25 protein-coding genes and 1 other RNA gene are annotated in these 24536 nt (G+C 46.5%); 8 read left to right on the forward strand and 18 right to left on the reverse strand.

The window, feature by feature from the left end; translation table 11 throughout:
- Positions 1 to 83: 83 nt before the first annotated feature.
- The 7 genes from secA to FOT42_RS12365 form a co-directional block, all read right to left on the reverse strand.
- The gene (secA, locus tag FOT42_RS12340; RefSeq protein ID WP_151890882.1) at positions 84 to 3446 is read right to left on the reverse strand and encodes a preprotein translocase subunit SecA; all 3363 of its coding nucleotides are present in this window, start codon (positions 3444 to 3446) and stop codon (positions 84 to 86) included.
- Positions 3447 to 3579: 133 nt separating this feature from the next.
- Positions 3580 to 3804 carry a DUF2795 domain-containing protein gene (locus tag FOT42_RS12345; RefSeq protein WP_013551418.1) on the reverse strand — a complete coding sequence of 75 codons (225 nt, stop codon included), beginning with the start codon at positions 3802 to 3804 and terminating at the stop codon, positions 3580 to 3582.
- A 123-nt stretch (positions 3805 to 3927) separates the two neighbouring features.
- On the reverse strand, positions 3928 to 4488 hold the full coding sequence (locus FOT42_RS12350; RefSeq protein ID WP_151890883.1) for a cob(I)yrinic acid a,c-diamide adenosyltransferase: 561 nt from the start codon (positions 4486 to 4488) through the stop codon (positions 3928 to 3930).
- A gap of 121 nt (positions 4489 to 4609) precedes the next feature.
- Positions 4610 to 4771: a hypothetical protein gene (locus tag FOT42_RS18105; protein WP_192938389.1), complete on the reverse strand. Its 162-nt coding sequence runs from the start codon at positions 4769 to 4771 to the stop codon at positions 4610 to 4612.
- Positions 4772 to 4788: 17 nt separating this feature from the next.
- Entirely contained in the window at positions 4789 to 5289 is a 501-nt protein-coding gene (locus FOT42_RS12355; protein ID WP_151890884.1) for a hypothetical protein, read from the reverse strand.
- 1 nt (position 5290) lies between these two features.
- Entirely contained in the window at positions 5291 to 7165 is a 1875-nt protein-coding gene (locus FOT42_RS12360) for an ABC-F family ATP-binding cassette domain-containing protein (RefSeq protein ID WP_151890885.1), read from the reverse strand.
- 22 nt (positions 7166 to 7187) lie between these two features.
- The gene (locus FOT42_RS12365; RefSeq protein ID WP_226789886.1) at positions 7188 to 8357 is read right to left on the reverse strand and encodes a lipoprotein N-acyltransferase Lnb domain-containing protein; all 1170 of its coding nucleotides are present in this window, start codon (positions 8355 to 8357) and stop codon (positions 7188 to 7190) included.
- 226 nt (positions 8358 to 8583) lie between these two features.
- Between FOT42_RS12365 and FOT42_RS12370 the strand changes: the two genes are divergently transcribed.
- Positions 8584 to 9309, forward strand: coding sequence for a CDP-alcohol phosphatidyltransferase family protein (locus FOT42_RS12370; protein WP_151890886.1), 726 nt, complete (start codon positions 8584 to 8586; stop codon positions 9307 to 9309).
- Positions 9310 to 9315: 6 nt separating this feature from the next.
- Here FOT42_RS12370 and lptB read toward each other — a convergent pair whose 3' ends face one another.
- Genes lptB through FOT42_RS12390 form a run of 4 tightly spaced genes read right to left on the reverse strand, consistent with a single transcriptional unit; the run spans position 9316 to position 12261 of the window.
- Entirely contained in the window at positions 9316 to 10056 is a 741-nt protein-coding gene (gene lptB / locus FOT42_RS12375; RefSeq protein ID WP_072877456.1) for an LPS export ABC transporter ATP-binding protein, read from the reverse strand.
- Positions 10057 to 10113: 57 nt separating this feature from the next.
- Positions 10114 to 10464, reverse strand: a complete 351-nt coding sequence (locus FOT42_RS12380) for a carboxymuconolactone decarboxylase family protein (protein WP_108423488.1) — start codon at positions 10462 to 10464, stop codon at positions 10114 to 10116.
- Complete coding sequence (gene tatC / locus FOT42_RS12385) at positions 10454 to 11296, reverse strand: twin-arginine translocase subunit TatC (RefSeq protein WP_151890887.1); 843 nt, start codon at positions 11294 to 11296, stop codon at positions 10454 to 10456. The genes FOT42_RS12380 and tatC overlap by 11 nt, the downstream gene beginning before the upstream one ends.
- A complete protein-coding gene (locus FOT42_RS12390) occupies positions 11296 to 12261 on the reverse strand; it encodes a KpsF/GutQ family sugar-phosphate isomerase (protein WP_151890888.1) in 966 nt (321 codons plus the stop codon). The genes tatC and FOT42_RS12390 overlap by 1 nt, the downstream gene beginning before the upstream one ends.
- A 186-nt stretch (positions 12262 to 12447) precedes the next feature.
- Between FOT42_RS12390 and recQ the strand changes: the two genes are divergently transcribed.
- Positions 12448 to 14649, forward strand: coding sequence for a DNA helicase RecQ (gene recQ / locus FOT42_RS12395; RefSeq protein WP_151890889.1), 2202 nt, complete (start codon positions 12448 to 12450; stop codon positions 14647 to 14649).
- On the opposite strand, the gene FOT42_RS12400 is transcribed toward recQ, so the two are convergent.
- The 3 genes from FOT42_RS12400 to FOT42_RS12410 are packed head-to-tail and all read right to left on the reverse strand — an operon-like array spanning position 14646 to position 15630.
- A complete protein-coding gene (locus FOT42_RS12400; protein WP_151890890.1) occupies positions 14646 to 14963 on the reverse strand; it encodes a CCC motif membrane protein in 318 nt (105 codons plus the stop codon). The two genes, recQ and FOT42_RS12400, sit on opposite strands and share 4 nt — an antisense overlap.
- A 6-nt stretch (positions 14964 to 14969) precedes the next feature.
- Positions 14970 to 15296: a CCC motif membrane protein gene (locus tag FOT42_RS12405; protein WP_151890891.1), complete on the reverse strand. Its 327-nt coding sequence runs from the start codon at positions 15294 to 15296 to the stop codon at positions 14970 to 14972.
- A gap of 13 nt (positions 15297 to 15309) precedes the next feature.
- Positions 15310 to 15630: a DUF2752 domain-containing protein gene (locus FOT42_RS12410; RefSeq protein WP_151890892.1), complete on the reverse strand. Its 321-nt coding sequence runs from the start codon at positions 15628 to 15630 to the stop codon at positions 15310 to 15312.
- 80 nt (positions 15631 to 15710) lie between these two features.
- Between FOT42_RS12410 and FOT42_RS12415 the strand changes: the two genes are divergently transcribed.
- On the forward strand, positions 15711 to 16253 hold the full coding sequence (locus FOT42_RS12415; protein WP_151890893.1) for a Smr/MutS family protein: 543 nt from the start codon (positions 15711 to 15713) through the stop codon (positions 16251 to 16253).
- Here the strand turns inward: FOT42_RS12415 and FOT42_RS12420 are convergent.
- On the reverse strand, positions 16250 to 16771 hold the full coding sequence (locus tag FOT42_RS12420; RefSeq protein ID WP_151890894.1) for a hypothetical protein: 522 nt from the start codon (positions 16769 to 16771) through the stop codon (positions 16250 to 16252). The two genes, FOT42_RS12415 and FOT42_RS12420, sit on opposite strands and share 4 nt — an antisense overlap.
- Positions 16772 to 16880: 109 nt before the next feature.
- Between FOT42_RS12420 and FOT42_RS12425 the strand changes: the two genes are divergently transcribed.
- The gene (locus tag FOT42_RS12425) at positions 16881 to 18029 is read left to right on the forward strand and encodes a cysteine desulfurase family protein (RefSeq protein WP_151890895.1); all 1149 of its coding nucleotides are present in this window, start codon (positions 16881 to 16883) and stop codon (positions 18027 to 18029) included.
- 1 nt (position 18030) lies between these two features.
- Here the strand turns inward: FOT42_RS12425 and FOT42_RS12430 are convergent, their stop codons facing one another.
- Positions 18031 to 18678: a hypothetical protein gene (locus FOT42_RS12430; protein ID WP_151890896.1), complete on the reverse strand. Its 648-nt coding sequence runs from the start codon at positions 18676 to 18678 to the stop codon at positions 18031 to 18033.
- A 140-nt stretch (positions 18679 to 18818) separates the two neighbouring features.
- Positions 18819 to 20510, reverse strand: a complete 1692-nt coding sequence (locus FOT42_RS12435; protein WP_151890897.1) for a M23 family metallopeptidase — start codon at positions 20508 to 20510, stop codon at positions 18819 to 18821.
- 168 nt (positions 20511 to 20678) lie between these two features.
- Here FOT42_RS12435 and FOT42_RS12440 point away from each other — a divergent pair, with 168 nt between their 5' ends.
- The 4 genes from FOT42_RS12440 to rny all read left to right on the forward strand — a co-directional run bounded on the left by FOT42_RS12440 (position 20679) and on the right by rny (position 23062).
- Positions 20679 to 20969: a hypothetical protein gene (locus FOT42_RS12440; protein ID WP_151890898.1), complete on the forward strand. Its 291-nt coding sequence runs from the start codon at positions 20679 to 20681 to the stop codon at positions 20967 to 20969.
- 14 nt (positions 20970 to 20983) lie between these two features.
- Complete coding sequence (locus tag FOT42_RS12445; RefSeq protein WP_151890967.1) at positions 20984 to 21277, forward strand: cell division protein ZapA; 294 nt, start codon at positions 20984 to 20986, stop codon at positions 21275 to 21277.
- A gap of 55 nt (positions 21278 to 21332) precedes the next feature.
- Positions 21333 to 21439, forward strand: a non-coding RNA gene (gene ssrS, locus FOT42_RS12450) — 6S RNA.
- A gap of 51 nt (positions 21440 to 21490) precedes the next feature.
- On the forward strand, positions 21491 to 23062 hold the full coding sequence (gene rny / locus FOT42_RS12455; protein WP_151890899.1) for a ribonuclease Y: 1572 nt from the start codon (positions 21491 to 21493) through the stop codon (positions 23060 to 23062).
- Between the two features lie 12 nt (positions 23063 to 23074).
- On the opposite strand, the gene FOT42_RS12460 is transcribed toward rny, so the two are convergent.
- Complete coding sequence (locus FOT42_RS12460; protein WP_151890900.1) at positions 23075 to 24334, reverse strand: DUF7477 domain-containing protein; 1260 nt, start codon at positions 24332 to 24334, stop codon at positions 23075 to 23077.
- Positions 24335 to 24536: the final 202 nt, after the last annotated feature.

The raw sequence follows: 24536 nt of genomic DNA on the forward strand, positions 1-24536 counted from the left end.
GTGTAAATCTAAATATGTTTTTGATATAAAAAAAGTGACAGCTATAAAATAACTGTCACTTGTATGATTGCATTTAACCTAATTTAATCTTCGATCAAGACCCATTCCCCTTTTTCGATAAGGGATTCCGCCTGCTTGTATTTCATGGTCTTGCTCTCGCCGGACATGATGTTCTTTATGGTAACCTTGTCATTACGGCCAATTTTTGGCTTTTCCCTGGTAATGGTTTCGGTCACCTGCTGACGTTGTCCCTGAGTTTGGCCCGCTGCCCTATGCTGGGCGGCAAGCTCATCACTGTTGGGGATTTCTTCCTTCGAGGTCTGAAGGTTTTCCTTGGGTCGTTGCACGTTCCTGGCCTCTTGGATCTGATTGGTGTTCTGCGATGGCAGTTCCCCTTTGAAAAGGAAGGAAATAACCTCTTTGTTCACTTTGTCTATCATTTCCTTGAAGAGTTCGAACGCCTCGAACTTATAGATCAGCAAAGGATCTTTTTGCTCATGGACGGCCAACTGTACGGATTGTTTCAACTCGTCCATCTTGCGTAAATGGGTTTTCCAGGCATCATCGATGATGGCCAAGGTGATGTTCTTCTCAAAATCCGTGATCAATTGCTTTCCATCCGTATTATAGGCCTTTTCCAGATTGGTGACCACGTTCAAGGTCTTGATGCCGTCCGTGAAAGGGACCACAATGCGCTCGAACTTGTTGGCTTGGTCCTCATACACCTTTTTGATGACCTGGAAAGCCACGGTGGCACTACGCTCCATTTTGTTCTTGTAGAAATCGTAGGATGCCTTGTAAATGGTATTGGCTATTTCCTGGAAGTTCATCTTTTTGAACTCTTCCTCGCTGATGGGCGAAGTGATGGAGAAATATTTGATGAGCTCAAACTCGAAGTTTTTGAAGTCATCGGCCATTTTGTTGGTCTCCGCGATCAGCTCGCAGGTGTCATAGATCATGTTGGCGATGTCCACTTTGAGGCGCTCGCCTTGAAGGGCGTGCTTTCTTCTCTTGTACACCACCTCACGCTGGGCGTTCATCACATCATCATATTCCAATAGGCGTTTACGGATGCCAAAGTTGTTTTCCTCCACTTTTTTCTGGGCCCGTTCTATAGATCGGGTCATCATGGAGTGTTGGATGACCTCGCCTTCCTCCAGACCCATACGGTCCATCATCTTGGCCACACGGTCCGATCCGAACAAACGCATCAGGTTGTCTTCCAAGGAAACATAGAACTGCGAGCTTCCCGGGTCTCCTTGACGCCCGGAACGACCTCTCAACTGCCTGTCCACCCGTCTGGAATCGTGGCGCTCCGTACCGATGATGGCAAGTCCGCCCGCTCCCTTTACATCCGTGGTGAGCTTAATGTCCGTACCCCTACCGGCCATGTTGGTGGCAATGGTGACCACCCCTGATTTTCCTGCTTCGGCGACGATGTCGGCCTCCTTTTTGTGGAGTTTGGCGTTCAGTACATTGTGGGAAATTTTACGGACACTCAACAGTTTGGAGAGCAGTTCCGAAATTTCCACCGAAGTGGTACCGATCAAAACGGGTCTGCCCGCAGTGGAAAGGTTGGTCACCTCCTCAATGATGGCGTTGTATTTTTCGCGCTTGGTCTTGTAGATGAGATCATGGCGGTCATGTCTTGCAATGGGCCTATTGGTAGGGATTTCCATGACATCCAACTTGTAGATCTCCCAAAACTCGCCTGCTTCGGTTACAGCCGTACCGGTCATACCGGCCAGCTTGTTGTACATCCTAAAGTAATTTTGCAGGGTGATGGTGGCGAAGGTCTGGGTCATGGCCTCGATCTTCACGTTCTCCTTGGCCTCGATGGCCTGATGGAGTCCATCGGAATATCGTCTGCCGTCCATGATACGTCCAGTCTGCTCATCCACGATCATCACCTTATTGTCAATCACCACATACTCCACATCCTTTTCAAATAGGGTATAGGCCTTCAACAATTGGGTCATGGTATGGATCCGCTCGCTCTTGATGGCAAAATCCTTGAAAAGCTCTTCCTTGAGCTCGGCTTCTTTTTCAATCTCCAGATCCTGACGCTCGATTTTGGCAATCTCACTGCCAATGTCCGGCATCACGAAGAAATCCTTGTCCTTGTCCCCGGAAATGTAATCGACCCCTTTATCGGTCAATTCTATCTGGTTGTTCTTCTCATCGATCACGAACAACAGGTCGGCATCCACTTTGGGCATTTCCCTGTTGTTGTCCTGCATGTAGTAGTTTTCTGTTTTCTGGAGGAGTTGTTTCACGCCTTCCTCACTCAAAAACTTGATGAGTGCCTTGTTCTTGGGAAGTCCTCGGTGCACACGGAGCAGAAGGAACCCGCCCTCTTTGGTATCTCCGGCGGCAATGAGTTTTTTGGCCTCGGCAAGCACGCCCGTCAAGTGTTGGCGTTGTTGCTGTACAATGTCGGCCACTTTTGGCCTTAGTTCGTTGAACTCGTGGCGGTCACCCTCGGGCACGGGACCGGAGATGATCAATGGGGTACGTGCATCGTCGATGAGAACGGAATCCACCTCATCCACAATGGCGTAGTGATGTGGGCGCTGTACCAGATCGTCCGGGGTGTGCGCCATATTGTCACGTAGGTAGTCAAAACCAAATTCGTTGTTGGTCCCATAGGTGATGTCAGCATTGTAGGCGGCCCTTCTTCCGTCGGAATTGGGCCTGTGCTTGTCGATACAATCCACGGAAAGTCCATGGAACTCAAAAATGGGGGCCATCCAGGCGCTGTCCCTTTTGGCCAAATAATCGTTCACGGTCACCAAATGTGCCCCTTTGCCTGCTAGGGCGTTCAGATAGAGTGGGAGTGTGGCCACAAGGGTCTTACCTTCCCCGGTCTGCATTTCCGCAATCTTTCCTTGATGGAGGGCAATACCGCCAATGAGCTGTACATCGTAGTGCACCATGTCCCAAGTGACCTCTTTTCCTGCAGCGTCCCAAGAGTTGTTCCAAATGGCCTTGTCGCCCTCGAGCGTCACATAATCCTTGTCGCCCGACAGTTTTCTGTCAAATTCGGTGGCCAGTACAGTGAGTGTCTCGTTGGCGGCAAACCGTTTGGCGGTCTCCTTTACTACGGCAAAGGCTTCGGGAAGGATATCGTTGAGTGTCTTTTCGGAAATTTTATAGGCCTCTTCGTTCAGCTTGTCTATCTCGGCATACATTTCCTCGTTGCGGTCGATGTCGTTGGAATTTTCGACCTCTTTCTGAAGTTCGGCGATATTGTCATTGACCGTTTTGCAATCCTCGGCGATCCTTGCCTTGAAAGCAACTGTTTTTTGTCTCAGTTCGTCGTGGGTCAATCCTTCCAGCTGCTGCTCAAAGGATTTTATCTCTTTTACCAAGGGTTGTAGGGACTTTACATCTTTCTCCGATTTGTCTCCCACAAAAACCTTTAGTACGGAATTGATAAAACTCATGAATTGTATTTTCGTTAGAATGGCAAAAGCTGTTCCATTGACGGGAATGTCGGGAAATTCTTTTGCTGGGCTGTCAAAATTACATAAAAAAAAGCCTCAAATGAGACTTTTTATTGTGCTTGTTTTATTGATATCAATATTCATCCTCGTTCCAGAGGTAATCTTCCTCGGTGGGATAATCAGGCCATATTTCTTCGATGGACTCATATATTTCGCCGCCTTCTTCTTCCATGGACTGTAAATTTTCTACAACTTCCAATGGTGCTCCGGTACGGATAGCATAATCTATCAGTTCGTCCTTGGTGGCTGGCCAAGGCGCATCACTCAAATATGAGGCTAGTTCTAACGTCCAGTACATAGTAACGGTTTGATTTTAAATTTTTTGCAAAAATAATTTTTAAACCCAATTCGCCAAGTAAAAACAACATTATTTAAAAATTATTTTGATGTTGGCAAAACTTTGGCGTCAAAAAAAACGATTTTATTGGTCCAACTTCTCCGGGATCCACTTGACTTCTTGGGCTTTTAACTCCTTGGACAACTTCCGTGCCAATACAAAGAGATAATCGGAAAGACGGTTGATATAGGAAAGCAAGGTGTCGGGAACGGGTTCATTTTCGTGCAGGTAGGAGATCATGCGTTCCGCCCTTCGGCAAACGGTTCTGGCAATATGACAGTATGACACGGTGGTGTGCCCGCCGGGAAGGATAAAATGTGTCATTTCGGGCAATTCCTCGTTCATCTGGTCCATTTCCTTTTCCAGAAGCTCGATATCAGCATCACCGATACGGGGTATTTTAAGGCGTTTGTCCTTTTTGGGTTCCGTGGCGAGGATGGATCCCACGGTGAAGAGTTTTTCTTGGATGAGGGCCAACATTTCCTTGGAATGGGCGTCCATTTCCTGATCGCGAAGCAGTCCCAAAAAGGAATTGAGTTCGTCAATGGTGCCATAACTTTCGATGCGGATATGGTGTTTGGGTACCCGGGTGCCCGTGAACAGTGCCGTGGTGCCCTTGTCACCTGTTTTGGTGTATATTTTCATTTTTTCATTTATCAATAATCAATTTACAGTGATCAATTATCCATGCAAATTGGTTTGGGAGGATATGGCGTTTGAGAGGGATTGGAGTATTGTCCATGGTTTATTGAACATTGGTAATTGCTCATTGTTCATTGTCCCTTTCATGTTGGCGTTTACCCTCCATGAACCTTCTCGACTTTCTTCTTCTGGTCGATTTCTTGTTTCGGAACAGAATGATCAGATAGATGAGTCCCAATATGGCGAGAACATACCAAACCGTGTTGTCTGTTGCTGCATTTTCCATAATTTAAAGTTACTTTTTTAAATCCGAATCGTAAAATGCTCCTTCACTTGTTCTTTTCGGATGAAGACGGCCCCGCAATGGAACATATCTATGCTCACCGTGATTTTGGGCGACGCGATCAACGTCTTCCAATCTTCCATTTTTTTTTCATTTTGATGGATGCCCTCCACCAGGATCATGCTGTCATTGTGCATCGTTCCTTTGGAAAGAAGCTTTTCAAAACGTGTGTTGTCCAATCGGTCGGTATAGATGACGTCCGCAGGTTTGGTGTCAAAATGGACATTGGGAAACATTTCCTTGACGGTTTTTTCAAGAGAAGGATTGGGGTCCATATGGATACTATTTGCCTTGAAGTGGGCATTGCTCTTCAGCAGCACATTGATGGATTTGTCCCTGTGCATTTTTTTTCCGGCATACAGGCACTGGGTCACATACTGGAAGACAAAGGGGGAGTGTACTCCATGTGCATTGGTGGATTTAAGCAGAAATTTCAGATGTGAAATAATCTTGCTTTCCATTTTATCCCTCTAAAATGGATGAAAGCTCGAACCAGCGTTCTGTTTTCTCCTCGATGGTATCCGAAAGTTTCTTCAGTTCCACCGAAAGTTGGTTGATTTCGTCCCCGTTCAGACCTGGATCGGCAAACTTGTTCTGCAAGGCTACCTTTTGCTCTTCCAGTTTTTGGATGTCCTTTTCCAGTTGTTTGTGTTCCTTCTGCTCCAGATAGGAAAGTTTGCCACCGCTTTCCTTTTCCTTCCAATGGGTCTTCTCCGTTTTTTCAGGAATATCCTTGTTCTCCCGTTCCTCAATCAGCTTGCTGCTCTCATAGACCCTGTAATCGGTATAGTTGCCGGGAAAATTTTCAATTTCCCCCTCGCCCCTGAACACAAACAAATGGTCCACGATCTTGTCCATGAAATAGCGGTCATGCGACACCACGATCAAGCATCCCGGAAAATCCAACAGAAAACTTTCCAGGACATTCAGGGTCACAATATCAAGGTCGTTGGTGGGCTCATCCAGGATCAAGAAATTAGGGTTTTGGATAAGTACCGTGCACAAATACAAGCGTTTGCGTTCCCCGCCACTGAGTTTGTCCACAAAATCATACTGCTTTTTGCGGTCAAAGAGAAAACGTTCCAACAACTGCTGTGCGGAAATCTGCTTTCCTTTTTTCAGCGGTATGTAGTCCCCGAACTCGCGGATGACATCGATGACCTTTTGCCCTTCCTTATCCGGAATGCCCTTTTGGGTATAGTAGCCAAACTTGATGGTGTCCCCAACCACCACCTTTCCGCCGTCCACACCCTCTTTTTGGGTGATGATGTTCAAAAAAGTGGATTTTCCCGTTCCGTTCTTCCCAATGATCCCGATCCGTTCACCTTTGGTGAAGTTGTAATCGAACTTGTTCAAAATGGTCTTGTCACCATAGGATTTGGAAATGTTATGGAGCTCCAGGATTTTGCTGCCCAAGCGCTCCATATTGAGTTCCAGTTCCACTTCATGGTCTTTTCTCCGTTGGTTTGCCCGCTGTTTGATCTCATTGAAATCGTCTATCCGTGATTTGGATTTGGTGGTACGTGCCTTGGGCTGTCGGCGCATCCATTCCAACTCCTTTTTGTAGAGCAACTTGGATTTATGTTGTTCCACGGCCTCACGTTCCATCCGGCCCTCTTTTTCACTCAGGTAATAAGAGTAGTTGCCCTTGTAGGTGTATAACTGATTGTTGTCCAGTTCTATGATCTCGTTGCAGACACGGTCCAGGAAATACCGGTCGTGGGTGACCATGAACAGGGTCATGTTCTCTTTGGAAAAATAGGCCTCCAGCCATTCGATCATCTCCAGGTCCAAGTGGTTGGTCGGCTCGTCCATAATAAGCAGCTCGGGCTTGTTCAGCAGGGCATTGGCCAAGGCCAGACGTTTTCGCTGCCCGCCGGACAATGTGGCCACCTTGGCATCGAGTTGGGTAAGCTGTAGTTTGAAGAGGATCTGTTTGTACTGCGTCTCAAAATCCCAGGCATTGTGGCGTTCCATGGCCTCGAAGGCTTTTTGGTAGCGCGTACTGTCCTCAGGATTCTCCACGGCCTTTTCGTAGGCGGCAATGATCTTGAGGATCTCATTGTCGGTCGCAAAAATGGTCTCCTCAACGGTCAGGTTGGGATCCAAACGGGGCTCTTGTTCCAAAAAGGAGATCTTGATGTCCTTCCGGATGGTGACCTGTCCCGTTTCGGAAGTGTCCTTGCCCGACATGATGTTGAGAATGGATGTTTTTCCACTCCCGTTTTTGGCTATCAGCGCAATTTTTTGGTCTTTGTTGATGCCAAAGGAGATGTCGGAGAAGAGTACCAGTTCCCCATACGATTTTGATATGTTTTCTACCGTCAGTAAGTTCATGAATGCTGTTTATGGGCCAGGTTCAAAGTTTGGAATACCGGATGAGGTACACATACCGAATGGCCAGGGTCAAAAATAAGGGAATCAGCACAGGTGAAAAAGATTGTACCTGGATTATCCAAAGCAGCAATACAATCCCGATGAGCCCCAGAGCGGACCAGAGGTATTTCGATGACCATTTGGGCAATCTATCTTGAAAAGCAAAAATAAAGGCGACCACCACATTCAGCGGAAAAGCCCAAAGCACGTTGAAGTTGTTTGGGGTTGAAGTGTGGTCTGTCGCAAACCAAAGGAGCAACAGGAAGGTGCCCACCAAACCTGTCAGGAACATGAGCGAAAAATCCAACCAACGGCTTCTGGTCTTGTGGGTATGATCAAAATAGGTGATGGCGCAGGTAAAGGCCAACAATAAGATGAACCAAAACAAAGGGGACAATGGGAAAAAACGTTGTTGGGTGTGTTCGTTGTAGTCCAAAATGGTGCGTTCCCTTTTCAATAGTGGCTTGCCGTTGAGACTTGTGTTGCGGATCTGTTCCATGGCATAATAGGGGAGGAACATATGTTCCTGCACCGTGGCCTTTCGGTCCACATTGGCTCCAAAAGCGAGGTCAATACCGAACATGGACCAAGAATTGGTGTCCAAGAACTGCCTTACCAATTGACGGAAAGTATATGGTTTGTCCAAGTAGGAGCCATCAAATTCAATGGCATCGCCAAACTGTTTCTTCAAAATATCACCAGTGATGCTGGAGCAATTATTTAGTAAGGGGTCATAGAGGTAATCCCTGTTCTGGGGCAGATAGTTGTCCTCAAAAAAGACGAGTAGTTGGTTCCTTTCCTCCAAGGTCAGATCAAAAATCTGCTCCTTTACCCACCTTTTCTCCAGTTCATATTCGTACAAAAAGGCATCAAAACTGCGGCGGGAAAGGGAATAGATCATTCTTCCCTTTACGAAATTGAGATAAAAATTGGGCTGGTCAAAATCGAAAGTACCATAATTATAGACCACATCGATGCCCAAAACAGGATCCTGCACCCGAAATGCACTGTGGCCAAAGGCATAGTAGAGCTCATCGCCCGCTGCGCAGGTGAGCAGACTTACCTGTGATCGTTCGGTGAGTTGTGGTGTTTGCGAAAACAGCACATTTCCGATCAACAGCAAAAGAAATGAAAAAAGGTATTTTGGTCTCATCCTGAAATTCATCACGGCAAATATCAGAATAAATACGATATGACTGGACAGGGGAACACAATGAAGGCAGGTACTATTGAAATAAGTTCGAGTCAACAACCGAATAACCAAGTCGAGGTCGGAAGTCGGAAGTCCAAAAAAACTTGAAACCTGAAACTTCAAATCAAATCATCCAATAACCGAAAAACGACTTCTTTGCCTTATTTTTACGAAAATCTGACCCTGTATGAAGTCGTATATTCCCAACTTTTTGACCTTATTGAATGTGTTGAGTGGTTGTATTGCCACGGTTTTTGCGGTACTCAACCAGCTGGAATGGGCGGCCCTCTTTGTTTTTATTGGGATATTTTTCGACTTTTTTGATGGCTTGGCTGCCCGCGTTTTGAAGGTGCAGAGTGAAGTTGGCATGCAATTGGACTCCCTGGCGGATGTGATCACCAGTGGTCTGGTCCCGGGGGTGGTCATGTTCCAATTGTTGAACATGGCAGAAAGGGGAGGTTGGAACCTGGGAGTTTTTGGACATGGTGCCGAAATGACCGTGCTGCCTTTTTTTGGGTTTGTGATCACCTTGGCATCTGCCTATCGGCTGGCTAAGTTCAATGTGGATGAGAACCAGGTTTCGTCCTTTGTGGGGTTGCCCACACCAGCCAATGCGCTGCTGATTTTATCGCTTCCCCTGATTCTTTTGTACCATAACAACGAATTGCTGAATGGGATTATCCTGAATCCATGGTTTTTGATCGGGTTGACGCTTTTGAGTGCCTACTTGTTGAATTCGCCCATTGCGCTTTTTGCCCTGAAGTTCAAAAATTGGAGTTTTAAGGACAATGGTGTGCGCTATCTGTTTTTGATCGGAAGTCTGATCATGTTGCTGACCTTGAAGTTTTTGGCCATACCCTTGATCATTCTATTTTATATCCTGGCTTCCTTATTGATGCCTTCTGAAAAATAGAAGGGTTTAGAAATCCAGTTTCTTTTTGCGGAGCTCGAAGTTTTGCCCCAGATACACTTTTCGTACCATTTCATCCACTGCCAATTCTTCTGGAACACCCGCTTTTAGGATTCCCCCTTCGAACATGAGGTAGGAACGCTCGGTAATGGCCAAGGTTTCCTGCACGTTGTGGTCGGTGATCAAGATGCCGATGTTCTTGTTCTTCAATTGGGCCACAATACGTTGGATATCCTCCACGGCTACGGGGTCCACCCCGGCAAAAGGTTCGTCCAGCAAGATGAACTTGGGGTCGGTGGCCAGTGCACGGGCTATTTCCGTACGTCGGCGTTCACCTCCGGAGAGTAGATCTCCCCTATTTTTTCGGATATGTCCCAACCCGAATTCATCAATAAGGGATTCCATTTTCATGTGTTGCTCCTTTTTGCTCAATTTGGTGAGCTGCAACACACTGAGGATGTTTTTTTCGATACTGAGCTTACGGAATACGGAGGCCTCTTGGGCCAAATAGCCTATGCCGTTCTGGGCCCTTTTGTACATGGGAAAGCTGGTGATGTCCATGTTTTCGAGGTAGATGTTGCCACCATTGGGTTTGATCAGCCCCACGATCATGTAAAAAGAGGTGGTCTTCCCGGCCCCATTGGGTCCCAAAAGCCCCACAATCTCCCCTTGGTTCACTTCCAGCGATATGCCTTTCACAACCTTACGGCCCCGATAGGCCTTCATGATATTTTCTGCACGTAGCTTCATAGGAATGGACCAAAACTAAACATATTCTTTTTCTGCAGGGCGCTCTTTTGGATTTTTTTAAGCATCGTTCTCCTCCAGGGCTTCCCAAAATTCATAGGCGCGCCGTAAGTGTGGGACAACGATGGTACCTCCCACCAAGGTGGCAATGCCCAAGGTCTCCATCACCTCTTCTTTGTTGGCACCGGCTTTTTTGGAGCTTTCCAAGTGGTACTTCACACAATCATCGCAACGGAGCACGGCCGAAGCGACCAGTCCCAACAGTTCCTTGGTCTTCACATCCAGGGCGCCTGCCATGTAGGCATTGGTGTCCAGGTTGAAGATACGCTTGATGAGCTTGTTGTTGTCGGCAAGCAACTTTTCGTTCATTTGGGAACGATAGGCATTGAATTCCTCTACTTTATTTGGCATCCTTTTTCGCTTTTTCTTTTTTGGCCTCTCTTTTCACGACTATTTTGGAGATCTGTATGCTTATCTGATACAGGATCAGTACGGGGATGGCGACCACAATTTGGCTGGTAACATCCGGGGGGGTGATGATGGCGGATAGGATCAGGACAATGACCAAGGCCATTTTCCTGTATTTTTTAAGGATCTCGGGGGTCACCAATCCCACTTTGGTCAGGAAATAGATGACAATGGGGAGTTCGAACATTATACCGCAGGCAATCACCGATGCCCTTACCGTGGAAACGTACGATGCCAAATCGATTTGATTGAGCACCTCCGAACTGACCTGATAGGTCCCCAAAAAGTTGATGGATAGGGGCGCCACCACATAGTATCCGAAGAGTACCCCCAAAAAGAACAAGAAGGAGGCTGTCAAGATAAAACCCCTGGAATGCTTTCTTTCGTTTTCGTAGAGTCCAGGGCTGATGAATTTCCAGAGTTCGTATAAAATATAAGGAAACCCCAAGATGACCCCGGCCCAAATGGAGGTCCAGATGTGTGCGGAAAACTGTCCGGCCATCAACCGGCTTTGGATGGTGATGGGAAGGGAGTCCCCACAAAACTCGGATGTTACCCCAAAGTACGTGGCAATCTGGCAAAAGAACCTGTAGGTGGGAAAATCCATGTTCTTGGGTCCGAAGAGGATAACATCAAAGATGAAGCCTTTGAACACAAATGCCACACAGGCGATGATGACCACGGCCAAGGTTGAGCGTACGAGATGCCAGCGCAATTCTTCCAAATGGTCCAAAAAGGACATTTCATCCGGACTTTTCTTTTGTTTTTTAGCCATTATAGGATTCCCTCGTTTATAAGGTTATGGATATGGACCACTCCTGCGTAGTTGCCCTCATCAAAGGCCAACAGCTGTGATATGTTCTTCTCTTGGAGCAGTTTGAGCGCTTTCACGGCAAGGGTGTCCACCTCCACCGACTTTGGATCGGAAGTCATGATGTCCTTGGCCGTGAGTCCGCTGATATTGTCATGTTTGCTGAGCATTCTTCGGATATCCCCATCGGTCACAATGCCCACTACTTTGCCATTTTCGGTCACTGCGGTCACGCCAAGCATCTTTTTGGAAATCTCCACGATCACCTCCTTTACGCTCGAGGCTACATCGACCTCTGGCTTTTGGTTGCTCACCACAATGTCCGCTACCCGTAAATACAGTTTTTTGCCCAATGAACCGCCTGGGTGGTATTTTGCAAAATCGGCACTGCTGAAACCCCTGAGCTCCAACAGGCAGATGGCCAGTGCATCGCCCATGGCCATTTGTGCCGATGTGCTTGTGGTTGGGGCCAGATTATTGGGGCAGGCTTCCTTTTCCACATAGGTGCCGAGCACAAAATCTGCTTGCTTGGCCAAAAAGGAATCCATGTTGCCCGTGATGCCAATAAGTTTGTTGCCACCACTTTTGATGAGGGGAAGCAAAGCTTTGATTTCGGTGGTGTTGCCACTTTTGGAGAGGCAGATGACGATATCGTCCTTTTGGATAGTCCCCAGGTCTCCATGGATGGCATCGGCAGCATGCATGAAAATGGCGGGGGTTCCGGTGGAGTTGAGCGTGGCCACGATCTTGGAGGCCACAATGGCGCTTTTCCCAACGCCTGAGACCACGACCCTTCCTTGGGAATCCAATATATATTGGACGGCTTGGGCAAACTGTTCGTCAAGTTGCCCGATCAAATCCCCAATGGCCTTGCTCTCTATTTCTAGCGTTCGTTTTGCAATGGATAAAATGGACTGTGTGTCGCTCAAGGTAATTAACGGATTATCTGATTGTATTCCTAAAAGAATATCTTATATTTAAGATTACAAAACTAATCAAACTATCTTTTACAGACCATAATGGAAGATAGAATACTTCGTACTTTTGATGGACTTTAAAAAATACAGATTCAACGGCCCCTCAGGTTGCTTGTCATAAAATAGAAAAATGCGGAAATGAGCCTAATGAACACCGATTTGCATTCCTCTCTCAAAAAATATTTTGGTTTTTCTAAATTCAAGGGTCTTCAGGAAAATGTGATCCAGAACATCATGGAGGGCAAGGACACTTTTGTGATCATGCCCACGGGCGGCGGAAAATCACTCTGTTACCAATTGCCTGCCATCATGAAGGAAGGGACGGCCATTGTGGTATCGCCCTTGATCGCACTGATGAAGAACCAAGTGGACGCCATAAGGGGCATATCCGAACAGAACGGCATTGCCCATGTGCTGAACTCGTCACTCACCAAGACCGAGATCAAACAGGTGAAGCAGGACATAGCCAACGGGGTCACCAAACTTTTATATGTGGCACCGGAATCCTTGACCAAAGATGACAATGTCGAATTCTTGAGAAAGGTGCCGCTTTCTTTTGTTGCGGTGGACGAGGCCCACTGTATCTCGGAGTGGGGACATGATTTTAGGCCCGAATATCGCAACCTGAAGGGAATCATCAATCGCTTGGGGGACGATATTCCCATTATCGGGCTTACGGCCACGGCAACCCCAAAGGTGCAGGAAGACATCATCAAAAACCTAGGCATGAACGATGCCAAGGTGTTCAAGGCTTCGTTCAATAGGCCCAACCTGTTCTACGAGGTGCGCCCCAAAACCCAAAATGTGGATGCGGACATCATCCGCTTTGTGAAGCAGAACCAAGGCAAATCGGGTATAATCTACTGTCTGAGCAGAAAACGGGTGGAAGAACTGGCCCAAGTGCTACAAGTAAACGGAATAAGTGCGGTGCCCTATCACGCTGGTTTTGATGCCAAGACCCGCTCCAGGTACCAAGACATGTTCTTGATGGAGGAAGTGGATGTGGTGGTTGCCACAATTGCCTTCGGAATGGGGATAGACAAGCCCGATGTGCGGTTCGTGATCCATCACGATATCCCGAAGAGCATCGAAAGCTACTATCAGGAAACGGGCCGAGCTGGAAGGGATGGCGGAGAAGGTCATTGCTTGGCATTCTACGCCTACAAGGACGTGGAAAAACTTGAAAAGTTCATGTCCGGTAAGCCTGTGGCCGAACAGGAAATAGGGAGCGCCCTGCTCCAAGAAATCGTGGCCTATGCCGAAACTTCCATGTCCCGCCGGAAATTCATCCTCCACTATTTTGGGGAAGAGTTCGATGAGGTGGAGGGTGAGGGTGCCGATATGGATGACAATGCCCGAAACCCAAAACCCAAGGAAGAGGCCATGAACGAAGTGGTGAAACTCTTGAGTGTGGTCCGGGACACCAATGAAAAGTTCAAGGCCAAAGAAATCGTCAGGATATTGGTGGGCAAGGTCAATGCGATGATCTCTTCCCATAAAACCGATGAAAAGCACTTTTTTGGCATTGGGGCCGAAAAGGACAAGGCCTATTGGATGGCTTTGGTGAGACAGGTGCTTGTGGCCGGTCTCCTTAAAAAGGAAATAGAGCGATATGGGATTTTGCACTTGACGGAGGCCGGGAGGAAATTTCTGGAAAAACCAGAATCTTTCCTGATGACCAAAGACCACACCTATACAGGGGAAAGTATGGATGCCGTGGCCACTGCCACAAAATCCGTGGGTGCCGTGGCCGATGACAATCTGTTGAAAATACTCAAGGACCTTCGGAAAAAAGAAGCCCAAAAGCGTGAAGTGCCCCCTTTTGTGGTATTTCAAGATCCTTCATTGGAAGATATGTCACTCAAGTATCCCATCACCATGGATGAGTTGCTCAATATCCAAGGGGTAGGGGAAGGAAAGGCCAAAAAATATGGCCAACCCTTTTTGGACCTGATCAACAAATACGTTCAGGAAAACGATATTGTAAGGCCCGATGACCTTGTGGTGAAGAGCACAGGGGCCAATTCAGGATTGAAGTTATATGTGATCCAGAGCATTGATAGGAAATTGCCCTTGGATGATATTGCGTCTGCCAAAGGACTGGAACTTTCAGAGCTCATCAAGGAAATGGAGCAGATCGTTTTCAGTGGTACCAAGCTCAACATTGGCTATTGGATAGATGAAATCCTGGACGAGGACCAACAAGAAGAGATCCATGATTACTTCTTGGAGGCCGATACGGATTCCATTTCGCAGGCCATTGAGGAATTCGATGGTGACTACGAGGATGAAGAACTCAGGCTGTACCGATTGAAATTTATAAGTGAAGTGGCGAATTAATATCCGCCACCCCAATCATTTCCATTTGCGGTTATCATGGCTATGATAAAACCGAAGTACAGGATGACCAGCACCAAGGAAATCAAGGCAAATGCCAGACCAATGTAGGCCAAGATCTTACCGGTCTTTACATTGCTGTAATCCGTGTAGTTTTCAGGACTTTGTTGGTATAATTGATTGGCAGTTTTGGCCTTGACCAATGCGATGATGCTAAAGATGGCCCCGAAAGGCCCACAGCAAAACAAGGTGCCGACAATGGAGAGTATCCCCATTGTCAACACAGTACTTGCCCCAGGTAAGGGTTGTTGGCTCATATGCTATTATTGGTATTGTTCCAAGATTTCTTGCATTCTCTCTGGGTCTTGCAAAGTTTCCCATCCAAAGAAGGAAATGGCCCAGATAAAATATGCAAGGGCCAATATGTTGAGGATAACCCCAATAATGGCCAGTATTCTTCCTGTTTTTACATTCTGTATTCCGTCATACATTTCCGGGTTTTCAGCATATAGCTTCATTGCCTTATTGGCCAAGACCAGGGCGATTACCCCGAAAATAAGACCAATGACGCCATAGCAGCAGCAAGTCACGATCGATATGATGCCAAATACGAGGATCAGCGTTGCATTTGGAAGTTTTTGTTGTTCCATAATTTTAGGTTTTTTAGTTAAACAGTTTATTCATTTTGATGATGTAACTTACAATTATGACTCCCGCTATGGTCAGCATCAGTGCCAATCTGATTTGGTGGGAGAATCTAAATTTCACAAAGAGGTTGGATACCAAAAAAAGTAATAGGAGGGTGATGGGGTAAATGGCCGGATACATTTTGAATGCGGCCGCAAACTCTCCGTGCAGCAATAGGTCTACAGAACGCTGCATGCCACAACCGGGACAGTCCAACCCTAACAACTTTTTGTTGAGGCAGGGAAGCATATAGTCCTTCAGGCTAAGGGAGAATATGGTCGGTTGTGCGTACATCATAACTATGACAGCCGAAAAATACTATTATTTTTGCTTATGGGATTCATCTTTCCCATCATTTTTTTAACAGATATTTAGGTATGGGTGTTTTTAAGATAGGGGACAAAGTGGAGGTGCTGGACGAGGCCATTTCGGGGACGGTGCAGAAAGTGGATGGTGATAGGGTCACTTTGATGACCAGTGAGGGTTTTCCCATGCAATATCCTGCAAAAGATCTGGTGAAAACAGGAAGGGACATTTCCATCTCCAATTTCGAGGTGGCCCAGGTAAAGCAGGAAAAAGAACTTCCAAAACGAAGAAAGTCCACGGGCACAAAACCGAAGGAGCGGCATGCCCCCAAAATGGAAGTGGACCTTCACATCCATCACTTGGTGGGATCTACCAAAGGACTCAGTAATTTTGATATGCTCAACCTACAATTGGAAAAGGCCAAGGGCCAGTTGGAGTTTGCCATGCAGAAGCGTATCCAAAAAGTGGTTTTCATCCACGGTGTGGGGGAGGGCATCCTAAAAGAGGAGTTGCATTGGCTCTTCCAGAAATATGAAAACCTTGAGTATTACGATGCGGACTACCAAAAATATGGTCTAGGTGCTACGGAGGTCTATATTTTTCAGAATCCTTAGTTGGTAGGGATGGCTGTGCTGACCTCGCCAAACTCGGAGATGTTCAGGTTGGTGATGCGTTCCCCATTACCCGTCACAAATGAAATCCCGCTCAAATTTATAGTATGGACAAAGTTGGTGCTGTCCGCATCCATGATGGTCTCAATGATGACCAGTCCGTCTTCGGCTTCGACCTCATCGATCACCACAGGATCTGCCGTAGGAATGTCGTCGCAGAAATAATTTTTGTCCACATCATCCGAAAAAATCCGATACGTGATCTGTGACTGGGCAGGTACGGTACTTTCCGTAATAATGGTATCGCCCACAACTCCCCTGTTGAGCACTCCGCTCTGAAGTTCCAATATCAATGCCTCATTTTCATTGATCTTGAAGAGGATGTTTTTGGTCGTTGTGCTCGGGGTGGTACAGTATTGCAGGGAGACACTGTCAAAATCAATGGTCTCTATCTGAAGATCACCGTCGCTGCAGGAAAAAAACATCCCGGCACAAAGCATTGAAAGGAAAAGTTTTCTCATGCATCAAATTTAAAGCAATTCCATTTTAATACCCCAATCCTTCTCTCCACTTTAAAAGAAATTAACTTTATTTCCCGTATTTTTGCCCCTCTAAAATCACAACTGGACCATGCAAAAAGTGTATCTGGACAATGCGGCCACAACGCAGGTAAGGGATGAGGTAATCGCAAGAATGCAGGAGGCCTTGGCCGTGCATTACGGCAACCCGTCATCGACCCATAGCTTTGGAAGATCGGCAAAGACCATGGTGGAACAGGCCCGAAAGACCATTGCCAAGACTTTGAACGCCCAAGCTTCGGAAATCATCTTCACTTCGGGAGGAACAGAGGCGGACAATATGATCTTGCGATGTGCCGTCAGGGATTTGGGGGTAAAGACCATCATCACCTCCAGAATAGAGCACCATGCCGTGCTACACACCGTGGAAGAGCTGGAAAAGGAATATGGCATTGAGGTTGGGTATGTGGATCTGGACGAGGTCGGTAATCCGAAACTGGACCATTTGGAGCAACTTCTTCAAAAAGACAGTTCCAAAAAACTGGTGAGCTTGATGCATGTGAACAACGAGATTGGGAATGTTGTTGATATTGAGGCTGTTGGCAAGATGTGCAAAGCAAACGGGGCCCTTTTTCATTCCGATACCGTACAGTCCATTGGTCACTATCCATGGGATGTGCAATCTGTTCAGGTTGATTTTATGACGGCTGCAGCACACAAGTTCCATGGTCCCAAGGGCATTGGTTTTGCCTTTATCCGAAAAAATTCAGGGTTGAAGCCACTGATCGTGGGTGGTGCCCAAGAAAGGGGGTTCAGGGCAGGTACAGAACCTTTCCATAATATCGTGGGATTGGAAGAAGCCTTCGTGAGGGCCTACGAACACTTGGAAGAAGAGACCAAGACCGTGAAGGAGCTCAAAAAGTACTTTCTTGAAAAAGTTAAGGAAGAAATTCCCGGGGCTGTATTCAATGGACTTTCAGGGGATATGGACAAGAGTACCTACACCCTTGCGAATGTCCGTTTGCCCTTGGACAAGCAAAAAGGTTTGATGCTGTTGTTCCACTTGGATATGAAAGGAATTGCCTGTTCCAAAGGAAGCGCATGCCAATCGGGAAGCGATAAAGGCTCGCATGTGCTCACGGAAATCCTATCTGACGGAGAACTGGCAAAACCATCGTTACGTTTTTCGTTCTCTATGTACAACACCAAAGAGGATCTGGACTATACGATTGGGGTGCTCAAGGAGTTTATACAGGTATGATTCAATCCCTGTCCCTTTTTTTTTCCTTGTCGTAGGGAAACTTTCGGGAGGCCGTTTTCATCATTTTGTCGATGAGTTCCGTGGTGTTCTTCCCTGTTTTTTTAGTGATCTCGTTTTCGTATTTCCAGAGTAGTTTTCCCGTTTCCCCATCACTGATCTTCACACCGATCCTACCATAATTGGCATCGCCGCTGAAATAATCAAAAAGACTGAAATCTGTGGGGACACCCTCGGAAAGTAGGATGTTCAGGTTAAGATTCCCGCTGATGATGCCGTCCACTTTCAATATATCGCAGAGCTCCTGCGTGGTGAAGGTGTCTATATTGTTGTATTCAATACCGTTCTGGGCCAAAATAGCGTTGGTGTTCCGGATGTTCTGGAAATCCACATTGAACTTTTTCCGTTTTTTGCGTTTGGCAAAATAGGTTTCCAGGGCATTCTGCACCGCATAACCCTCCCTTTGTGCCAAAACCTTCAGTTCGTCACTGTCAACTGCTTTCTTGAGCTCCAAATGGGCAATGAAGGGAACAATGGCAAGCATTTCATGGGCTTCGGTAAGGTCATCGAACCGGGTGTTCTCATAAATGTTCTTTTGGGCCGAAGCAAAGGCGGCTGTGGACAGAACAAGAATGAAGACGATTTTTTTCATGGTCATATCTTTTATTGGGAACAGGCTCTTGATCTTCAGGGAAGTAATCTGCCTAAAAAAAGCGTTATTGCCAACCCTGTTTTTGGGGGTATTCCTGTGAAAATCGTCTGGCTGGCTGTTTTCCGCAGGCAAAAATAAAGCTATTTCCTGAAAAAAGTACTGATAAAGGTATTTGAATTGCCCACATTGTCCGTAACGGTGACTTTCAGCTCGCACTCTGTGGCATTCAGGATCTTATCGTCAAAATTATAGGTGATGGTATTGGTCTTGGGTTCGTATTCCATCAATATCCAATCCCCGTTCAAAGTGGCCGAATAGGTGTCTATCCCGCTCAAATCATCAGAAATAGTAAGGCTCAGGTAACTGTAATTGCTCAGCCATTGTCTTTCCTTGAAATTTTTGGGCGTTATGGAAGGGGCAACACTGTCCTTGGAAAGGGTATAGGTGCCCAAGGTGCGCGTTCGGGTCGTAAAGGAGCCATCCCTTTTGTAGGTTTTGGAATAAGAAGGACGACCATTTTCGTCCAGGTGTGCTATGAACATTTGGTCGCGTTCCGATGGGGGGTATTTGGAGGGGTCAAAACTAATGGTGAAGTTTCGGTGCGCTGCCACACTGTTGTCGTGTATCATCACGGTATCCTCCCCTTTTTTCAGGTCGATATAAAAATCATCATAAAAAGTATTGGCCGGAAAATAGACCTTGGCCGCTCCAAGGTCGAAGTTGTTGGGTTTGTCCGCAATGATGAAATCAGAAGTGGTTTTGTCGTCCCTAAGTTTTTTGGGAGACTCTTTTTTGCCCTCCACAGGGATGATGAGCGTGATGGTGTTGCCCGCAATATCCGAAATGAGGAGTTCCACGTTGTAGGACATGCCTTCCTCTAGGTCAATTTTTCCATCATTGTAAAGGTTCTTGTAAATGCTCAGATGATTGAAGGGCTCCTTGAAGCATTTTTGGATACGCTGCCGGAACTTATAAAAATGGGCATAATCGATCAAGGTGTTGATGTACCTAGTCTCCCCGAAGGAAAATGTTTCAAAGTCGAACTCGGAGTATACCCTACCGTTCACGGTTTGTCGTACTGAATAAACCCCATTCTGGTTTGCGGCCATGTCCTGTCGGTCAAACGTGTTGATCCCAAAACCGATGGAACCCGAAGCCGTGACCTTGTCCGCCAAAAAGGAACCATCCGCTTGCTTTGTGTAATTGATCTGTATCTTCTCTTCACTTTGGTTGATCAAAGCATCCTTGGACAAAGGGTAAGCGTAGAGCCCCAAAAGGGTAGGGTCGGTGGCGTCCCTAACCTCATAACCATAGAGCAGGGGGTTGGTGGGTTTTTCATTGACGCTGCTCCGAATTTCAAAGTGGAGGTGGGGCCCAGATGAGCCCCCTGTGTTTCCAGAAAAGGCCACGGTGGTGCCTTGGGTCACCTTTAATTCCCCATAATCAGGAAAGATCTCGACCTCATACGACTGCTTGGCGTATTGTACCTTCTTCACATACTCCTCTATCTCAGGCCCAAACTTTTTCAGGTGTCCATATACGGAGGTGTATCCGTTGGGATGGGCCACATAGAGCGCCTTTCCATATCCCCAATGCGAGACCACAATCCGCGTGACCGTACCATCCGCAATGGCAAGAACGGGCAGTCCCTCCCGTTGTTGAGTCTTGATGTCGATACCCGAATGGAAATGATTGGAACGAAGCTCCCCGAATGTTCCAGCAAGCACCAAGGGAATCTCCAAAGGGGATTGGAAAACTTCCTTGGGGTATTTTTCTTGGGCATGGAGGATTGGGGCAACTACAAAAAGGAAGGCAAAAAAAGAAAGGCGCATATGGTTTTTTATAATTACATACGAAAGTAACCAATGTTTTGTTCATGGAAAACCCTTTGAAGCCCTCTTGACCGTCCAAAAACCGCCTCAAAGAATAAATACCGAAAAGTATTGTGAAGTTATCCTAGGATCGTTAACTTTGTGTAATACGCATTGTTGTTTGCATCTATGGGCGAACTTGTTGAGATTGTGGATTCTTTGGAGAACAAGGTGAGCAAACTGCTGCACAAAATGGAACTGTTGCACCAGATGAACACCAAGTTGAAAGAAGAATTGGAACTTGCAAAAGAGGAAAGCAAGCTCAAAGAAGACGCTTTGGCAGAATGGGAAGAGAAATATAATTCCCTGAAAATGGCAAACACGATGCTGGGTAGTAATACTAGCAAAACAGAAGCTAAGCTCAAGATAAATACATTGATCCGCGAATTGGATGTTTGCATCGCCAAGCTCTCGGATTGATCAGTACCGAAACCATGGAAGAGAAGCTCAAAATAAAGCTTTCCATTGCTGACAGGGTATATCCATTGACGATAGACCCCAGGCAAGAGGAAGGATTGCGAAAAGCGGCCAAGAACATTGAGAACCTGGCCAAAAAATTTGAGCAAAACTATGCGGTTCGGGACAAGCAGGATGTTCTGGCCATGTGCGCCTTACAATTTGCATCAAAGATTGAGCAAGGTGGAATAGACCGTTCAGAAAATGCCGAGGCCGCCCTGCAGCGTCTCAAGGCCCTCGATGAACTGGTACATTCCAAGCTGGTGGAATAAGTTCTTTTAAATAAAATTATTGTTACTGCCCACATTGGTAATACATTTTTGACAAGCTCAACACTATTATAATTAAAAAGGGTGAGTTTAGGTTGTAAAAGCATGCCCTGTCCAAGGGATCCTTGATCAGCCTGTTAGCCCTAAACCTGTAATTAGGAGTTTGTACAAAACTTCGGCCAATGTGGGCTTTTTTTTAACTAAACACAATCAAACATGGATAATATCATAGTGATCGTTGTAGCAGCTGTTGTAGGGCTGGGCATAGGGTTCGCCATAGCCAAGATCATGGAGAAGGGAAAGGCATCCAAGACCATAGCCAACGCGAAGAGAGAAGCATCGGACATCATAAAAGAGGCCAACAAGGAAGGGGAGAACATCAAAAAGGACAAGATATTCCAGGCCAAAGAGAAGTTCCTTGAGCTGAAGGCCGAACACGAAAAGGTCATCATCAGTAAGGACAAAAAGATAGCAGAGGCCGAAAAACGTATCAGGGACAAGGAATCCCAAGTGAGCAGTGAGCTGGCCAAGAACAAAAAACTGAGTGATCAGCTCCAGGAGCAGATCAAGGAAGTCAATTACAAGGGGGAGATACTGGACAAAAAACAGTCCGAGGTGGAAAAACTCCATAAGAGCCAAGTGCAGCAACTGGAAGTGATTTCCGGACTGTCCGCAGAAGATGCCAAGAGCCAATTGTTGGAATCCTTGAAAGAAACGGCTAAATCAGATGCAATGGCCTATCTGCAAAGCACTTTGGAAGAGGCCAAACTTACCGCACAGCAAGAGGCCCGTAAAATAGTCATCAATACCATACAGCGTATCGGTACCGAAGAAGCAGTGGAAAACTGTGTGTCCGTTTTCAATTTGGAATCGGATGACGTCAAAGGGCGCATCATCGGTAGGGAAGGAAGGAACATCCGTGCCCTCGAGGCGGCCACTGGCGTCGAGATCATTGTGGACGATACCCCGGAAGCCATCATCCTCTCCTGTTTTGACTCGGTGCGAAGGGAAGTTGCTCGACTTTCGCTGCACAGATTGGTGACCGATGGACGAATCCATCCTGCGCGCATCGAAGAAGTGGTGAAGAAGACCGAAAAACAGATAAATGAGGAGATAGCCGAGATCGGTAAGCGAACCGTGATCGATTTGGGCATACACGGACTACATCCGGAATTGATAAAGGCCGTTGGGCGGATGAAATACCGTTCTTCCTATGGGCAGAACCTGTTGCAGCACTCCAGGGAAGTGGCCAAGCTTTGCGGTGTCATGGCTGCAGAACTCGGGCTCAACCCCAAGTTGGCCAAAAGGGCCGGACTTCTGCACGATATTGGTAAAGTGCCCATGGCTGAAGTGGAAGTAGAAACCCCACACGCCATTTTGGGGATGCAGTGGGCCCAAAAATATGGGGAGAAAGCCGAGGTATGCAATGCCATCGGTGCCCACCACGATGAAATTGAGATGACCACGTTGATCTCGCCCATCGTTCAGGTTTGTGACGCCATCAGTGGAGCACGTCCTGGAGCTAGAAGACAGGTGTTGGACTCTTATATACAACGTTTGAAAGACCTGGAGGACATCGCTTTTGGTTTCAACGGAGTACAGAAAGCCTATGCCATCCAGGCAGGAAGGGAGCTTCGTGTCATTGTGGAAAGTGAAAAGGTGAGCGACGACAAGGCCGCTGAACTATCCTTTGAGATTTCCCAGAAAATACAGACCGATATGACCTATCCGGGCCAAGTGAAGGTGACCGTAATCCGTGAGACCCGTTCCGTGAACGTGGCTAAATAAGCTATCCTCTTCTCAATCCCTGGTATTTTTGAATATCCATTCCAAAGGAATGTCACTATAGCTCGAATAGGATGTGTTGTAGTCATAGATGCTCCTTTTGGACATCACTACGAACCACTTTCCGTTGCCATGTGCAATGGTAGTGATATCGTAACCATCATTCGATTTTTCCTTGATATACTCTAGCGGATATTCAGAAAGTGTCTTCCAGCTCTGAAGGCCCAACTGAGACTCTGTGCTCATCGTGACCGCCCAAAGTCCATTGCCATAATTGGCCGAAGTGATGGAATAACCTTCGTTCCAATTCTGCTCTATCCACTCTTTGGGTATCTCTGAGTTGTAGGTTTTCCATCGTTGTTCACCATACCCTGTATTTTGGTTCATGACCACGACCCATTCCCCATTGGCATAGGCAAGGGAAGTGATGCGATAACCATTGTTCCATTTTTCGTTGATCCAATCCTTGGGAAAAAATTCAGATAATTTCCAGGATTGAATCCCCCATCGGGAAGTTTTGCTCATGACCAATAAAAAGGTGTTTTTGGTTTTGTCGAACTCGACAGAGGTAATGGTGTACCCCAATTCCCAGTGGGTTTTGATCCAATCGGAAGGGAAAGTTTCCGAATGGAATATTTTTTGTTTTTCATAGGAATTGTTTCCCATGTCGCTCATTACCACCGACCAGACGGACTCACCCTCTATTTCTCCATTTGCGAACGCTGTTATGGCATTGGTATAGATGGGAAGTTCCAGTTCCCCGAAATTGTTAAATAACAAGGCCTTATAGATGTCCTCGTCTTTGTTGATGAAATCGTCCAGGTAACCTTCGTTGACCGATTTTGGATCTAGGTTGATCCAATAGAGTGCAGGCTTCATGTGTTGTGTGATATCCCCGCCAGCAAAAGCATTGTCATCCACCGTGTAGGCCTTGAATGTGCCATCGGACATTTCTTCCAGATAAAAGTTGTCGGGACTGTAACTGGAACTTTCAGGACCTCTGATAATTAATGGGTTTTCTCCATCCAGAAAATAATCCTTGGTACCATCGCTCTTGGTAAACTCTTTAAAAGTGCCTTTATATTGGGCCACTTTGTCCGAGCCGTTGGTAAAATATTTTATCCGGATCAAGGCCTCGGTATCACTATAAAAGAACACAAAACCAGTGTACTTCACACTGTTGCTGATCCAGCTGGTCTCATAATAGTATGATTGGGAAAATGCTTGGAAGCCTAACAAAAGATATAGGGCCAAGAAAATAGTTCTTTTGGTCATTGGTAAAAGGTGTTTTGGTTGGTACTTGGTTTGATTTTCCTCAGAAATTTCCCCTTTATCCCCGAATCTTCAAAAGAAATGCGGTGTACAGTTCAAAAGCGATAGCCAATGTTTGTTTTTTGGATGTCAGCGAGGCATCTCCCTGCACAGACGCTGACAATTATCATACTTTTCCCAGTATGATCACACTAGCTTTATATGA

It is taken from the genome of Flagellimonas hadalis (genome assembly GCF_007785775.2).
Classification (GTDB): domain Bacteria; phylum Bacteroidota; class Bacteroidia; order Flavobacteriales; family Flavobacteriaceae; genus Flagellimonas; species Flagellimonas hadalis.